Here is a 15,279-nt window from a genome sequence, read left to right as displayed (position 1 = left end):
CCATGAACCTCATGACCGCAAGAACCGGTGGGCTGGCGGCCCTGGCGATCGTCGTCGCCGTCGCCCCCGTCGGGTTCTCCAACAGTTATTTCTACGACGTCGGCGTCAACGCCATGTTCAACGCCATCGTCTGCGTCGGGCTGAACCTGCTGATCGGCTATGCCGGTCAGATCAGCCTGGGGCATGCCGGGTTCTTCGCGCTGGGCGCCTATGGCAGCGGCATCCTGACCGAACGCTACGGCGTCCCGGCCATCGTCGCCCTGACGCTCTCGGCCGCAGTGGTCGGCATCCTGGCCTTCGCGGTGGCGCGGCCCATCCTCAAGCTCAAGGGCCACTACCTGGCCATGGCGACGCTGGGCATCGGCATCATCATCCATATCGTGCTGAAGACCGAGGCCGGCATCACCGGCGGTCCCGACGGCATGAGCCTGGGCAATTTCAAGATGCTCGGCTTCACCATCAAGGGCGACCAGATGTGGTACTGGGTGACCGGCGTGCTGCTGATCTTCGCGGTGTGGCTGTCGCTCAACCTGATCGAATCGCCGGTGGGCCGCGCCCTGCGGGCGGTGCACGGCTCCGAGGTCGGCGCCGAGGTGGTCGGTGTCGACACCTCCAGCTACAAGGTGCTGGTCTTCGTGGTCTCGGCGGTGTTCGCCTCGGTGGTCGGCTCGCTGTTCGCCCACAAGAACGGCTTCATCACCCCCGACATCGGCAGCTTCTTCGGCTCGGTCCACTTCGTCACCATGGTGGTGCTGGGCGGCATGGCGTCGGTGTACGGCGCGGTGGTCGGCGCGGTGATCCTCACCCTGCTGCCGCAGCTGCTGGCGGTGGTCGAGCAGTACGAGGCGATGATTCTCGGCGTCATCATGATGGGCACCATGATCTTCATGCCCAAGGGCCTGCTGCCCAGCCTGATGATCAAGCTCAAGAGCAGGGAGGCGGGACGATGAGCCTGCTCAAGGTCGAAAAGCTCTCCAAGGAATTCGGCGGTGTCCATGCCGTCGAGGACCTGACCTTCACGGTCGAGACCGGCCATATCCACTCCATCATCGGCCCCAACGGCGCCGGCAAGACCACCCTGTTCAACCTGATCACCGGGGTCTACACCCCCAGTTCGGGCCGGGTGCTGTTCCAGGACCGTCTGGTGTCGGGCATGAAGCCCTACGAGCTGGCGGCGCTGGGTATGAGCCGCACATTCCAGAACCTGCAGATCTTCTTCAACATGCAGGCCATCGAGAATGTCATGGTCGGCCATCACCTGCATCTGGACCGCCGTTTCCTGCCGTCGCTGCTGCGCCTACCCCAGGTGACGCGCCGCGACAGGGAGTGTCGCGACTACTGCGCCGGGCTGATGGAGTTCGTCGGCCTGGGCAAGTACCTCGACGCCGACGCTGCCTCCATGCCCTATGGTGCGCTGAAGCGCCTCGAGATCGCCCGGGCACTGGCCGCCCAGCCCAAGATGCTGCTGCTCGACGAGCCGGCGGCGGGCCTCAACGCGACCGAAAGCCGCGAGATCGACGAGGTCATCAAGAAGGTGGCCTCCTCCGGCGTCACGGTGGTCCTGGTGGAGCACGACATGAAGATGGTGATGGGCATTTCCGACCAGATCACGGCCCTGGATTACGGGCGCAAGCTGGCCGAGGGCACTCCGGCCGAGGTGCGCGCCAATCCCGAGGTGGTCAGCGCCTATCTCGGCACGAACGGGTGATGGAGATGGGAATGCTGCTCGAAATCTCCGGCCTGACCAGCCATTACGGTCGCATCCAGGCCCTCAAGGGCATCGACGTCCAGGTCGCCGAGGGCGAACTGGTGGCCCTGGTCGGCGCCAACGGCGCCGGCAAGACCACCTTGCTGCGCTGCATCTCCGGCGTCCAGGGCGTCACCGGCGGCACCATCAAGTTCGCCGGCCAGGACATCACCAGGATGGCTCCGGAAAAGCGGGTGGGTCTCGGCATCTGCCAGTCGCCCGAAGGCCGCCAGGTGTTCGGCCCCATGTCGGTGGAGGATAACCTGCGCCTCGGCGCCTATCGCCGCCAGGGACCGGACGTCAAGGCGGACATGGACCGCATGTACGAGATGTTCCCCATCCTGCACAAGAAGCGGGACTTGCCGGCCGGCACCCTGTCGGGCGGCCAGCAGCAGATGCTGGCCATCGCCCGGGCGCTGATGGGCAATCCCCGCGTGCTGCTGCTCGACGAGCCCAGCATGGGCCTGGCGCCGCTGCTGGTGGCGGAAATCTTCCGCACCATCCAGGCGCTCAAGGATCAGGGGACCACCATCTTCCTGGTGGAGCAGAACGCCTATGCCGCCCTGGCCATCGCCGACCGCGGCTATGTCCTGGAAACCGGCGCCGTGGTCCTGACCGACCAGGGATCGCGGCTGCTCAACGATGACAAGGTGAAGGAAGCCTATCTGGGGCTGTGACGGCGCCCTGCGCTCAGGCTTGAAGCGAAACGAAAATCGCCGTCAGCGTCCGCTGGCGGCGATTTGCTGTTGTGCCGGGCCGAGGTCGTAGAGGCCGACGGCCGGCGAGAACAGGACCGTGATGGCCAGGGCGGCCAGGCCGACGACGCCAAGGGCGATCCAGCTGCGCGCATTGGTCTCGTTCGAATCGGTCATGGAATCGTACATGATTACAGCCCTCTACGTAATTTCACCTACCCTAAGGAGGTATCGTACTATCCTGAAGGAGTAGGTAGCCCATTCCGTACCGTGGAATCCAGCAAAATCGTGCGGCGCGGCCTGGAGCCACCCATGCGGATTCCGCAATGCAACGTGATACGAAACTTGCTTTTGCCGAAAGAAAACTGTAATAGGTAATCAAATACCGAATTAACCGGCCGCCAAGTGCCGGTGATCGCTTAGAGGCCTACGGGAGGATCGGGAATCCATGCATGAAGTGCGTCTTCATGGCCGCGGCGGACAAGGTGCCGTCTTGGCCTCGGCCATTCTTGCCACCGCGCTGGTGGAGGAAGGGCGACACGTCATGGCCATTCCCGCCTTCGGCTTCGAGCGGCGCGGCGCCCCCGTGGTGGCGTTCCTGCGGCTCTCCGATACGGAAATCCGCCGTGTCACGAACATCTATTCCCCCGATATCGTGGTGGTGATCGATCCCACGGTGGTCCGGGCGGTGGATGTGTTCGCCGGCATGCCCAAGGCCGGCACCCTGATCCTGGCCACAGCCAAGCAGCCGGGCGAGATCGAGGTGCCGGGCGTGGTCAGCCGGGTGGCGACCTGCAACGCCATGACCATCGCCATGGACATCTTCAAGCGCCAGATCACCAACACCATCATGCTGGGGGCCTTCGCCAAGGCCACCGGGCTGGTGAGCGTGGACTCCCTGGAGAAGGCGCTGGAGGAAACCCATTTCCGCGACGCCGGCCTGAAGCAGAACATCGAGGCGGTGCGGCGCGGCTATGCCGAGACCATCGTGCTGGACCTGGGTAAGGAGAAGGCGGCGTGACCCTTCGCAATGTTCCCGACAATATGTGTCCCATCGCCACCGAGTACACCACCATGCTCACTGGCGACTGGCGGGCGCTGCGGCCCATCGTCGACCGTGACCGCTGCGTCAAGTGCGCCACCTGCTGGCTGTACTGCCCGGTGCAGTGCGTGGTGGAGAAGGCGGCGTGGTTCGACTTCAACTACGACTTCTGCAAGGGCTGCGGCATCTGCGCCGAGGAATGCCCGCACCGCGCCATCAGGATGGTTGAAGAGGCGGAGGGCTGACCATGAACAAGGTTTCGACCGGTAAGGTCATCGTCTGCGACGGTAACGAGGCGGCCGCCTGGGGCGCCTGCCTGTCCAGGCCCGACATGGTCGCCGTCTATCCCATCACGCCGCAAAGCTCGCTGGTGGAGTATCTGGCCCAGTTCATCGCCGACGGCCGCATGGACGCCGACCTGATGGACGTGGAGGGCGAGCACACCGTGCTGTCGGTGCTGCACGGCGCCGTCCTGGCCGGGGCGCGGACCTATTCCGCCACCTCGGCCCAGGGCCTGGCCTTCATGTTCGAGCCCTATTTCCGCACGCCGGGTCTGCGCCTGCCCATGGTGGTGTCGCTGGTCACCCGCGACGCCGTGTCGCCCACCTGCGTGTGGGGCGGCCAGCAGGACGCCATGACGGTCAAGGAAGTGGGCTGGATCCACATGTACTGCGAGACCCAGCAGGAAATCCTCGACACCATCCCCATCGCCTACAAGGTGGCGGAGAATCCCGACGTGATGCTGCCGGTCAACGTCAATCACGACGGCAATTACCTGTCCTACGGCGTGGCGCGGGTGGAACTGCCCGACCAGGCGGTGGTGGACGCCTTCCTGGGCGAGAAGCAGGTCAACTGGCACGCCTGCCTGGACCCCGAGCGCCCCATGGCGGTGGACCCGCTGACCGGCGGCGCCGGCGGCATCGGTCCCTCCATGTTCGTCAAGTACCGCAAGGGGCTGTGCTCGGGCATGTCCGAGGCCCTGCGGGTGATCGAGGAGGCCCATGCCGACTGGGGCAAGCGTACCGGCCGCTACTGGTCGCCGCTGATCGAGGAATACCGCATGGAGGACGCCGAGGTGGCGCTGGTCACCATCGGTTCCATGACCGGCGCCGCCAAGGATGCGGTGGACGAGGCCCGTCTGGACGGCAAGAAGATCGGTCTGGTCAAGATCAAGACCTTCCGTCCGTTCCCCGCCGCCCGCATCGCCCAGGCGCTGTCCAAGGTGAAGGCCATCGGCGTGGTCGACCGCTCGGTCAACTTCGGCTGGAACTGCGGCCCGGTCTACCAGGAAGTGCTGGCGGCGCTCTACGCCCTGCCGGTGCGTATCCCGATGATGAGCTTCATCGGCGGTCTGGCCGGCGCCGACATCACCGTCGAGCATTTCGCCGGCGTGGTGGACCGCACTTTCCGTCTGGCCGGGGGCGAAATGGCCACCCAGCCGGTTTGGCTGAACGAGAACGATTGAGGTCGATGATGCCCGAGGCCAAATACCTTCTCGTCGGCTCCAGCCATGCTGCCCTGGAAGCCCTGCGTGCCATCCGTCTGGTGGACCCGGACGGCTCCATGGCCATGCTGACCAAGGACGAGCGGCTGCCCTATTCCCCCACCATCCTGCCCTACGTGGTGTCGGGACGGTCGGGTCCGGACAAGGTGCTGCTGCGCGATCCCGCTTTCTTCGCGGCCAACGCCTGCACCTACGTGCCCAACGCGCAGGCCGTGTCCCTGGATGCCAAGGCGCGTGCGGTGACCCTGGCGAACGGCGAGGTCTGGCGCTACCAGTCCCTGCTGGTCGCCTCGGGCGCCCAGCCGGCCATTCCGCCGGTCAAGGGGCTGGACGGGGTGACGTACCATGTGCTGCGCACCCTGGCCGACGCCGAGGGGTTGCGCGCCGCCATGGGGGCGGCCAAGTCCGCCGTGGTGCTGGGCGCCGGCCTGGTCGGCCTGCACGCCGCCGAGAACCTGGCCGAAGCCGGCCTGAAGGTTTCGGTGGTGGAGATGCAGGACCACGTCCTGCCCGGCTATTTCGACGCCAAGGCCTCGACCCGTATCGAGGAGGCCTTCACCAAACACGGCGTGGACCTCAAGCTGCGCCGCAAGGTGGTCGAGGTCTCCGGCCCCGCCGCCCGCGTCACCCTGGATGACGGCAACGTGCTTGAGGCCGACCTGCTGCTGGTCGCCACCGGCGTGCGTCCGGTCACCGATTGGCTGGAGGGCTCGGGCGTCGCCGTGGACAAGGGCGTGGTGGTGGACGAGGCCATGCGCACCAACATCGACGGCGTCTGGGCGGCGGGCGACGTGGCCCAGGCCACCGACTTCGCCAGCGGCAAGCCGGCGCTGATCGGCATCATTCCCACCGCGGTGGAGCAGGGCAAGATCGCCGGCCAGGGCATGGCCGGGGATTCCTACCGCAAGGATTACGCCGGCGGATTGCCGGTCAACACCTACCGCTTCTTCGGCCGGGTGGCGCTGTCCATCGGCCGCGCCGCCGCCACCGAGGGCGTCGAGGCGGTGGAGACCGATTCGGGCGCCTATCGCCGCCTGGTGCTGGAAGGCAACCGGCTGGTGGGCTACGCCAGCGTGGACGAGCCCTTCGACGTGGGCATCATGGGCGAGCTGATCCGCCGCCGGATCGATTTGACCGAATGCAAGGATGCCTTCCTGGCCTGGCCGGTGGAAACCGGCCGCCGCCTGATGAGCGAGCAGTGGAGATAGACATGGGCGTGGCATTCGACAGCATCGGCTTCAAGGCCTCGCTCTGCGACGGCTGCGGCGACTGCATGACGGCCTGTTCCAAGGCCAAGGGCGGCGCTTCCCGGATTTCCATCGTTCCCGGCGCCAAGGCCGGAACCTTCGAGACCGCCATCTGCCGCCAGTGCGGCGATCCCAAATGCGTCCAGGTCTGTCCCTCGGGCGCCCTGGACAAGGATAACGGCAACGGCATCATCGGCTGGGACGCGTCCAAGTGCGTGGACTGCCTGCTGTGCACCGCCGGCTGCGCCTATGGCGGCATCGCGGTGGACGAGACGGTGGCCCGCGTCGCCAAGTGCGACCAGTGCGACGGTGATCCGGCCTGCGTCAAGGTGTGCCCCACCGGCGCCCTGGAGTTCCGCAAGGCGGGCACGATCTTCAACGAGTACGGCGGCAAGGAGGATCTGTTCGTCCCCGGCCTGTCGGGTTGCCAAGGCTGCAATTCCGAACTGATCATGCGCCACGCCATGCGCAAGATCGGCCGCAACTCGGTGCTGGCCACCCCGCCGGGCTGCATCCCCGGCATGGGCTCGGTGGGCTATAACGGCAAGACCGGCACCAAGGTTCCGGTGTTCCACCCGCTGCTGACCAACACCGCCTCCATGCTGTCGGGCATCCGCCGCTATTACGACCGCATCGGCCGCAAGGATATCGTGGTGATGGCCCTGGCCGGCGACGGCGGCACCTCCGATTGCGGCTTCCACGCCGTGTCGGGCGCCGCCGAGCGCGGCGAGAAGGTGCTGTATGTCTGCGTCGACAACGAAGGCTACATGAACACCGGCATGCAGCGCTCGGGCACCACGCCTTATGGCTCGTGGACCTCGACCACCCCGGTGGGCGAGCACATGAAGGGCAAGACCCAGGACGCCAAGAACCTGCCGCTGATCATGACGGCCCACAAATGCCGCTACGTGGCGACGGCGTCCACCGGCTACATGGAGGACCTCTACGAGAAGCTGGACCGCGCCATCGAGGCGTCGTTCGAGGGCTTCTCCTACCTCCACATCTACTCGCCGTGCCCGACCGGCTGGCGCATTCCCGCGTCCAAGGTGATCGAGGCCTGCCGGATGAGCGTGGACAGCAATTTCAACCCGCTGTGGGAATACACCAATACCAGGGGCTTGCGCTTCACCCACTCGCCGGACAACGCCTATCCCATTACCGAATACGTCAAGATGATCGGCAAGTACCGTCATCTGTCTCCCGACCAGCTCGCCCACATCCAGGCCAAGGTGGACGAGCAGGTTGCGCTGCTCAAACTGATGGCGGCGGAGTCCCCTCCGCCTCAAGCGGCGCACAGGGCTCCGGCCGGATCCTCCACCCCGGCCGGAGCCGAATCTTCCCAGCCCGCAAGGCGGGAAATCGCCAGAAACTGATGTTCAACTCCCCGCTTCGGCGGGGAGTTTTTTGTGGGGATTGAGTTGATCTGTCATCCCGAGCCTATGCGAGGGATCTCATCCTGGCACGGCTTCTCAGGATTGGTTCCGCCTTCCCGGATGGAGATCCCTCCGCCCAAGGGCGTCGGGACGACGGATCCGCCTTCGCCTCAGGCGTGCCGGCGGCTCACCACCCGGGCCAGGCCGGTGATGGCCAGCAAGGTGGTGGCGTAGGCGGCCAACTGGCCGGCGCTGGGGCGATCCACATAGCCAACCAGCGTGTGGAGCAGGCGGCCGCCGATGCTGTTTTCGGGCAACAGCCACGAGGTGTCCCACAGGGGCTGGGTCGCCATGTCGATCAGCCCGGCGGCGGACAGGTAGGTCACCGCCTGGGCGGCCATGCCGGCGGCCAGCAGGGTCACCAGCCAGGTGGTGACGGAAAACAGATGGCGGGCGGGAATGGCCAGCAGGCCGCGATAGAGCAGGATGCCGACGGTGATGCCGGCTCCCAGGCCGACGGCGCAGCCGGCCAGGGTGGCCAGCTTGCCGCCGCTCTCTCCCGAGGCCGACACGCCGAAGACGAACAGCACCGTCTCGGCGCCTTCGCGCAGCACCGCCACGCCGACCACCACCGCCAGGACCGACAGGGGGCGCGAGCCGACGCTGACCGCGTGGCCGACCTGCCGCATCTCGGCGGCCATTTCGCGGCCGTGGCGGCTCATCCACACGGTGTGCCAGCCCAGCATCAGCACCGCCAGGCCGAGGATCGAGGCATTGAACACCTCCTGGCCCATGCCCTCGGCGGCTTCGGAAAGCGCCTCGGCCGAACCGGCCAGCACCGCCGAGCCCAGCAGGCCGGCCAGGATTCCCATTGTCACCCAACGGCGGCTGCCGGCCAGTCCCTTGGTGGCGGCCAGGACGATGCCGACGATCAGGGCGGCTTCGAGAACTTCACGGAAAACGATGACGGCTGACGCCAGCATGGGGGCCTCGCATATTGACCTGTTGGACGTTGCCGCATCCATAGCACCAGAATGTGCAAATGCGAGCGAATTGCAGTATATCCATACTTGAGATAGGTCATTGCCGGACAAATGTAAAGCCTTGAGAATGATCGGACTCCGGGGGTGGTTAGGGGGTTTTGTCGTGCTATATATGCATTATGGATCTGCTGGGCGGGCGGGAACCCCTCGGGTGGATTCCTCCAGGAGGACGAGGGGGCGATGTCTTTGCTGCGGAAGATCGAGGTAACCACCGGAGTCTGGTGGATCGAGGCCCCCCAGGCCGGGGTGTCGGTGCTGTGCGGCTGTCCCGCCGACGCCGTGAAGCACCTGATGAAGCGGGGGCTGATCGTCTCCACCGAGATGAACGGTGTGCCGTTCGAGACCGGGCCCAACGCCATCCTGCTGTCCGACGCCATGGTCCAGAACGGCAGTTTCTCGAATCTGGCCGAGTTTCCCGTCCTGCAGATGCTCTATCGCCAGGGCATGATCCTGCCCGACCATCCGGGCAATACCGGAATCAAGCCCATGCTGATCGGCAGCGCCGACCAGGTGCGCGCCCAGATGCAGTACATCTACCGCGGCAATTACGGCCTGGTGAACGAGGAGGAGATCGTCGAGGCCGGCGAGACTCCCGAGCGGGCCCGCGAGCTGATGCGCATGAAGCTGCGCTTCGCCTTCGGCGCCATCCGCCACCCCGGCGACCTGCTCGACACCCTGGTGGTGGACAACGAGCCGGTGGAAATCAGGAACGGCGTCACCGTGCGCCGCATGCTGTTCAACGTCTTCGAGTTTTCGTACCAGGGCCAGGTCGCGGTGGTCGACCTCAACCTGCCGCCCTTCGAGACCTACGAGTCTCCTTATCCCCTGGGTTTCTACCGCCTGCGCCGTGAGTATTTCGCGGTGATCCATTCGGGCGAGGGCGACGGTTGGGACATCAACCGTCCGTCCATGTCGTCCATCGTCATCTTCCAGGGCAAGGTCTATCTGGTGGATGCCGGCCCCAACATCCTCTACTCGCTCAACGCGCTGGGCATCGGCGTCAACGAGATCGAGGGCATCTTCCACACTCATTCCCACGACGACCATTTCGCCGGGCTGACCACCCTGATCCGCTCGGACCACAAGCTGAAATACTATTCGACGCCGCTGGTCCGCGCCTCGGTGGCCAAGAAGGTGGCGGCGCTGCTGTCCATCGAGGAGGCGGCGTTCTCGGACTATTTCGACGTCTGTCCGCTGGTGGAGGGCGAGTGGAACGCCATCGACGGGCTGGAGGTGATGCCGGTCTTCTCGCCCCATCCGGTGGAAACCACCATCTTCCACTTCCGCGCCATGTGGGAGGGGGGCTACCGCACCTATTCCCATTTCGCCGATATCTGCCGCCTGTCGGTGCTGCAGAGCTTCGTCACCGACGATCCCACCTCGCCGGGCATCAGCCAGGCCCTGTACGACAAGGTGGCCGCCGATTACCTGACCCCGGCCGACGTCAAGAAGATCGATGTCGGCGGCGGGATGATCCACGGCGACGCCTATGACTTCCGTGACGACATGTCGGGCAAGATCATCCTGGCCCACACTTCGCAGCGCAACACCCGCGCCCAGAAGGCCATCGGTTCGTCGGCGTCGTTCGGCACGGTGGACGTGCTGATCCCGTCCAACCATGATTTCATCTGGCCCTATGCCTTCGAGGCGCTGGACGCCTATTTTCCCGGCATTCCCCGCCACCAGATCCGGGTGCTGCTCAACAATCCGGTGGTGACGTTCAATCCCGGCACCATCCTGGTCAAGGAGCGGATGCCCAACGACCACATCTATCTGCTGCTGTCGGGCAGCGTCGAGATGATCCCCATCGAGATCGAGATGCGGTCGGTGCTGTCGGCCGGCGCGCTGATCGGCGAGCTGTCGGGGCTGTTCGGCACCCCGGCGTCGGAGACCTACCGCGCCGCCAGTTTTGTCCAGGCCCTGGCTATCCCCTGTTCGCTCTATCTGGAATTCGTGCGCTACAACAACGTGTTCTCGGGCGTATCGCGCCTGCTGGAACACCGCGAGTTCCTGCTGCGCACCGCGCTGTTCGGCGAGGTGGTGTCGTCCAAGTCCCTGAACCGCATCGCCCAGGCCATGGACCGCGAGGCCTTTATTGCCGATACGGTGATCGAGCCCGGCCCCGGCCGGGTGGCCATGCTGAAATCGGGCAGCGCCGGCCGTTTCCTCGGCGAACACATGTTCGAGACCCTGAAGCCCGGCGACTTCTTCGGCGAGGAGGTGGCGATCTTCGACACCCCCAGCCTGCTGCGCGTCCGGGCCCTGGAAGGCTGCGAGGTCTATCTGGTGCCGGCCGAGGCGCTGCGCGACATTCCCTCGGTGCGCTGGAAGCTGTTCGAGGCCAGCACCAAGCGGACCCGGGCCATGGTCGAGGCCGGCGAGCACGCCCGCGTGCTGATCAAGTGGCACGACGAGTATTCGGTGGGGGTGCAGCGCATCGATTCCCACCACAAGCGGCTGTTCGAGATCGGCAATTCGGTGCTCGACATGATGGAACGCAAATCCTCGGACGCCGAGGTGGCCGAGACCATGGGCCTGCTGCGCGAATACGCCCGCTTCCATTTCGGCGAGGAGGAGGGGCTGCTGATCCGCTACAAGTACCCCGACCTCAGCAGCCACCGGAGCCGCCATCAGCGTCTGCTGGAGCAGCTGACCGAGCTGCAGGCGGCGGTGGCCGGCGGGCGCGGCTACAACGAGGCCGAGGTGCTGACCTTCCTGCAGGAATGGATCGTCGGCCACACCCTGGCCGAGGACCGCAAGTCGGCCATCTACCTCAATTCCAAGGGCGTGTACTGACGCTTCGGTAAGGCTGTCATCCCGAGCGCAGTCGAGGGATCTCGTCCTGGCGTGGCTTTTCAGAACCGGCGCCAATGTCCAGGCGGAGATCCTTCGCTTGCGCTCAGGATGACATGAAGAGTCGGATCAAGGGCCGGGCAGGATGGCGCGGCTGTGCCCAAAGCGATAGAAGCCGGCGGGAGTTGGGGAGCCCGCCGGCTTCATCTTGGGAGGGCCGAACCGGATGAAAAACTCCAACGAGGGCATGCTGGAGCGACCCGGCTCGACTTGATTCAGAGTACGTCCTCAGCCTGACAGGAAGCTGTCGCTACTCCGCCGCCTTGATCGATTTCGGGTGATGGGCCTTGTGAAGGTCCAACTGGTCCCAGACGGCGCAGAACGATTCCACCAGATGGGCCATCATGGAATCGTCGTGCAGCGGGGTGGGCGTGATGCGCAGCCGCTCGGTGCCCACCGGCACGGTGGGATAGTTGATGGGCTGGACGTAGATACCGTGATCGTTGAGCAGCAGGTCGCTGGCCTGCTTGCACAGCGCGGCGTTGCCCACCATCACCGGCACGATGTGGCTGACCGACGGCAGGACCGGGATGCCGCGTTCGCTCAGCAGGCGCTTGGCGGTGGCGGCGCGCTCCTGGTGCTTGTCGCGGATTTCGGGATGGGCGCGCAGGTAGCGGATGGAGGCCAGGGCGGCCGCCGCGGTGGCTGGCGGCATGGAGGACGAGAAGATGAAGCCCGGGCCGAAGCTGCGGATGTAATCGACGCAGGAGGCCGAGGCGGCGATATAGCCGCCGACCACGCCGACCGCCTTGGCCAGGGTGCCCTGGATGATGGTGATGCGGTCGCGCACCCCGTCGCGTTCGGCGACGCCCGAGCCTTGCGAGCCGTACATGCCGACCGCGTGGACCTCGTCCAGATAGGTCATGGCGTTGTGGGCCTCGGCCACGTCGCAGATTTCGGCGATGGGAGCGATGTCGCCGTCCATGGAATAGACCGATTCGAAGGCCACCAGCTTGGGCGTCTCCTTCGGATAGGCCGACAGCAACTGTTCCAGGTGTTCCGGGTCGTTGTGGCGGAACACATGCTTGTCCGAGCGGCCGTGGCGGATGCCCTCGATCATGGAATTGTGGTTGAGCTCGTCGGAGAACACGACGCAGCCCGGAATGGTGGCGCCCAGGGTGGACAGCGCGGTCTGGTTGGCCACGTAGCCCGAGGTGAACAGCAGCGACGCCTCCTTGGCGTTGAAGCTGGCCAGTTCCTCCTCCAGCAGCACGTGGTAGTGGTTGGTGCCCGAGATGTTGCGGGTGCCGCCGGCGCCGGCGCCGCAGCGCTCCAGCGCCTCGTGGGCGGCGGCGATCACGTCCGGGTGCTGGCCCATGCCGAGATAGTCGTTGGAGCACCACACCACCACTTCGCGCACCTCGCCGTCGCGATAGTTGAGGGCGATGGGGAAGCGGCCCTTCTGGCGTTCCAGATCGGCGAACACCCGGTAGCGCCCCTCGCTCTTGAGGTCGGCGATCCGCTTGGTGAAGTAATGCTCGTAATCCATTCCTCTCCTCCCTCGGCCCGTCTGTCCCCGTATTTTCCGGGGGTTCGGGCCGGTGCGCCGATCCTAGAGGATCGAAAAGCGCTGGCGCAAGTGTACAAGCTGTAATGCGCCAAGGCTTTCGACTGCAGTATCACATAGTTATCCGCGTCCAAGCTCGCCATGAGCTTCGTCAAGCGCTTGGCCGAAACGCCGCAGCATCTCGGCGATTTCTCCTTCCGAGATGACCAGGGGCGGGGCGAAGGCCACCGCGTCGCCCATGGCGCGCAGGATGACGCCCCTGTCCTGGGCCTTGGCCACCACCTTGGCCCCCACCGTCAGCTCGGGCGGGAAGGGGGTACGCGTCGGCTTGTCGGCCACCAGTTCCAGGGCGCCGATCAGCCCGATTCCGCGCGCCTCGCCCACCAGCGGGTGGCCGCGCAAGGCCCGCAAACCGTCCTGCAGCACCGGTCCGACCGTAGCGATATGCGACAGGATGTCGCGCTCGGCATAGATGTTGAGGGTCTCCAGTGCCACGGCGGCAGAGACCGGGTGACCGCCATAGGTGTAGCCGTGGCCGAACACCCCGATGCGCCCCGATTCCTCAGCGACCGGGGCGTAGACCCGCTCGTTGACCATCAGGGCGGAGAGGGGGGCGTAACCCGAGGTCAGGCCCTTGGCGAGCGTCATCATGTCGGGGCGGATGCCGAAGGTCTCGGTGCCGAACATCTTTCCCGTCCGTCCGAAGCCGCAGATCACCTCGTCGACCACCAGCAGTACGTCGTGCCTGTCCAGCACCGCCTGGATCTTGGGGAAGTAGCCGGCGGGGGGCACGATGACGCCGCCGGCGCCCATCACCGGCTCGGCGAAGAAGGCGGCGACGGTGTCGGGGCCTTCGGCCAGGATCAACGCCTCCAGCTCACCGGCCAGGCGGGTGGAGAACTCCTCCTCGCTCTCGCCGGGAAGGGCGAAGCGGTAGTGGTGGGGACAGGCGGCCCGCAGCACGCCGGGAATGGGCAGGTCGAACGAGCGCTGGTTGTTGACCAGCCCGGTCAGCGAGGCGGTGGCCACGGTGACGCCGTGATAGGCCTTGTCGCGGGCGATGATCTTCTTCTTGTCCGGTTTGCCCAGGGCGTTGGAGCGGTAATGGATCAGCTTGACGGCGGTGTCGTTGGCCTCGGACCCCGATCCGGCCAGGAACACCTTGGACATGGGGGCGGGGGCCATCTCCAGCAGGCGGGCGCACAATTCGACGCCCGCATCGTGGGCCTTGTGGCTGAACAGGTGATAGAAGGGAAGGCGGCGCATCTGGGCGGCGGCGGCCTCGACCAGCCGCTCCTCGCCCCAGCCCAGCGAGGTGCACCACAGCCCGGCCAGGCCCTCGATGTACTCCTTGCCGCTCTCGTCGTAGACCTTGACGCCCTGGCCCCGGGTGATGACCAGCGGCCCGACTTCCGCGTGGCGCTTCAGGTTGGTATAGGGGTGCAGGACCGAATCCACGTCCTTTTCGGCGATGGTTCGATTGCTGGCGCGCGTCTGCATGGGGCCTCCCGGAATTCAGCGGAAGGCGCAGCATGAACCGCCCTATCGGGGGGATCAAGCCTCAGGGCTCGGTCTGCGGCTTCATCTTGTAGGCCCCCAAGCATGGCAAGCCTCAGGGCTTGGTATGCGGCTTCATCTTGTAGGCATAGACATAGAGGTCGTTGTCGCCGGGCTGGCCGCCGGGCCCCTTGGTCTTGCGCGTGGTGCGGAAGAACTCGGCGACCTCGTGGGCCTCGAACTCGTCCTTGGCCAAGCGAGAGATCCAGGCGTCGCCGCTCTGCTTCAGCTTGTGGCCCGAGAACAGCTTGACCTTCGGGCTGGCGGTGAATCCCACATACCACTGCCCGAAATCGCCGCCGTTGCGGCCGATGCAGTCCTCGATATCGTCGATGATCTCGGTCCGTGACTTTGCCGCCATGCTCCATCCCCATCCTTATGGACCCCAAGGCTTCTATAATGGGCATGTTGCGCCCGGGCACAATAGGGCCGCGACCCGAGCGGGCGAGAGACGGGGCGGCCCGCAGAAGACCCTTGCGCCGGCGGGGCGGCGGGCATAGGATGAAATTTCGTCCCGCCCCTCCGGGAGGGACGGCCAGCCTCCAAACAATGGGGTTGACGGCGAAGTCGGGCGGGTATAGAACCCGCCCCTCGCTGCCGGGAACCCTGGTGTTTTTGGTGGTGGGACGGCCCGGTCAGCGGGTTTTGCCTTCGGGTGAAAGCAGCGGTTGACAGGGTCGGATGGGGCGGTTAGAAACCGCCTCCCGCTGC

General features: G+C 65.8%; 14 protein-coding genes. 9 read left to right on the top strand and 5 right to left on the bottom strand.

The genetic code is table 11. The features are described 5' to 3' along the window. Window positions 1–2 precede the first annotated feature (2 nt). The 3 genes from H261_RS15350 to H261_RS15340 are packed head-to-tail and all read left to right on the top strand — an operon-like array spanning window position 3 to window position 2,424. The gene (locus tag H261_RS15350) at window positions 3–950 is read left to right on the top strand and encodes a branched-chain amino acid ABC transporter permease (protein WP_008619245.1); all 948 of its coding nucleotides are present in this window, start codon (window positions 3–5) and stop codon (window positions 948–950) included. Next, entirely contained in the window at window positions 947–1,708 is a 762-nt protein-coding gene (locus H261_RS15345) for an ABC transporter ATP-binding protein (protein WP_008619244.1), read from the top strand. The genes H261_RS15350 and H261_RS15345 overlap by 4 nt, the downstream gene beginning before the upstream one ends. 11 nt (window positions 1,709–1,719) lie before the next feature. Beyond that, window positions 1,720–2,424, top strand: a complete 705-nt coding sequence (locus H261_RS15340; protein WP_040476650.1) for an ABC transporter ATP-binding protein — start codon at window positions 1,720–1,722, stop codon at window positions 2,422–2,424. A gap of 42 nt (window positions 2,425–2,466) precedes the next feature. Here H261_RS15340 and H261_RS25805 read toward each other — a convergent pair whose 3' ends face one another. Then, the gene (locus H261_RS25805; RefSeq protein ID WP_008619242.1) at window positions 2,467–2,631 is read right to left on the bottom strand and encodes a hypothetical protein; all 165 of its coding nucleotides are present in this window, start codon (window positions 2,629–2,631) and stop codon (window positions 2,467–2,469) included. Window positions 2,632–2,890: 259 nt separating this feature from the next. Here H261_RS25805 and padE point away from each other — a divergent pair, with 259 nt between their 5' ends. Genes padE through padI form a run of 5 tightly spaced genes read left to right on the top strand, consistent with a single transcriptional unit; the run spans window position 2,891 to window position 7,608 of the window. Continuing rightward, window positions 2,891–3,463 carry an NADH-dependent phenylglyoxylate dehydrogenase subunit gamma gene (gene padE / locus H261_RS15335; RefSeq protein ID WP_008619241.1) on the top strand — a complete coding sequence of 191 codons (573 nt, stop codon included), beginning with the start codon at window positions 2,891–2,893 and terminating at the stop codon, window positions 3,461–3,463. Further along, complete coding sequence (gene padF, locus H261_RS15330; RefSeq protein WP_008619240.1) at window positions 3,460–3,729, top strand: NADH-dependent phenylglyoxylate dehydrogenase subunit delta; 270 nt, start codon at window positions 3,460–3,462, stop codon at window positions 3,727–3,729. Before padE ends, padF begins: the two co-directional genes overlap by 4 nt. A 2-nt stretch (window positions 3,730–3,731) precedes the next feature. After that, window positions 3,732–4,949 (top strand): NADH-dependent phenylglyoxylate dehydrogenase subunit alpha, encoded by a 1,218-nt coding sequence (gene padG / locus H261_RS15325; RefSeq protein WP_008619239.1) that lies wholly within the window; start codon window positions 3,732–3,734, stop codon window positions 4,947–4,949. Between the two features lie 5 nt (window positions 4,950–4,954). Further along, on the top strand, window positions 4,955–6,196 hold the full coding sequence (padH, locus tag H261_RS15320) for an NADH-dependent phenylglyoxylate dehydrogenase subunit epsilon (protein ID WP_008619237.1): 1,242 nt from the start codon (window positions 4,955–4,957) through the stop codon (window positions 6,194–6,196). A gap of 2 nt (window positions 6,197–6,198) precedes the next feature. Continuing rightward, entirely contained in the window at window positions 6,199–7,608 is a 1,410-nt protein-coding gene (gene padI, locus H261_RS15315; protein ID WP_008619235.1) for an NADH-dependent phenylglyoxylate dehydrogenase subunit beta, read from the top strand. 170 nt (window positions 7,609–7,778) lie between these two features. Here the strand turns inward: padI and H261_RS15310 are convergent, their stop codons facing one another. Beyond that, window positions 7,779–8,591 (bottom strand): FTR1 family iron permease, encoded by an 813-nt coding sequence (locus H261_RS15310; protein WP_008619233.1) that lies wholly within the window; start codon window positions 8,589–8,591, stop codon window positions 7,779–7,781. A gap of 240 nt (window positions 8,592–8,831) precedes the next feature. On the opposite strand from H261_RS15310, the gene H261_RS15305 reads away from it, so the two are divergent. Next, the gene (locus tag H261_RS15305; protein WP_008619231.1) at window positions 8,832–11,447 is read left to right on the top strand and encodes a bacteriohemerythrin; all 2,616 of its coding nucleotides are present in this window, start codon (window positions 8,832–8,834) and stop codon (window positions 11,445–11,447) included. Window positions 11,448–11,754: 307 nt separating this feature from the next. On the opposite strand, the gene hemA is transcribed toward H261_RS15305, so the two are convergent. The 3 genes from hemA to H261_RS15290 all read right to left on the bottom strand — a co-directional run bounded on the left by hemA (window position 11,755) and on the right by H261_RS15290 (window position 14,929). Next, a complete protein-coding gene (hemA, locus tag H261_RS15300; RefSeq protein WP_008619229.1) occupies window positions 11,755–12,993 on the bottom strand; it encodes a 5-aminolevulinate synthase in 1,239 nt (412 codons plus the stop codon). A gap of 138 nt (window positions 12,994–13,131) precedes the next feature. Next, window positions 13,132–14,511 carry an aspartate aminotransferase family protein gene (locus H261_RS15295; RefSeq protein WP_008619221.1) on the bottom strand — a complete coding sequence of 460 codons (1,380 nt, stop codon included), beginning with the start codon at window positions 14,509–14,511 and terminating at the stop codon, window positions 13,132–13,134. A gap of 112 nt (window positions 14,512–14,623) precedes the next feature. Next, entirely contained in the window at window positions 14,624–14,929 is a 306-nt protein-coding gene (locus H261_RS15290; RefSeq protein ID WP_008619220.1) for a hypothetical protein, read from the bottom strand. Between the last annotated feature and the right edge of the window lie 350 nt (window positions 14,930–15,279).

The sequence above is a fragment of the Paramagnetospirillum caucaseum genome (assembly GCF_000342045.1).
Classification (GTDB): domain Bacteria; phylum Pseudomonadota; class Alphaproteobacteria; order Rhodospirillales; family Magnetospirillaceae; genus Phaeospirillum; species Phaeospirillum caucaseum.
Note: the sequence above shows the minus strand (reverse complement) of the source record. Positions and strands in the feature narration are given on the sequence as shown.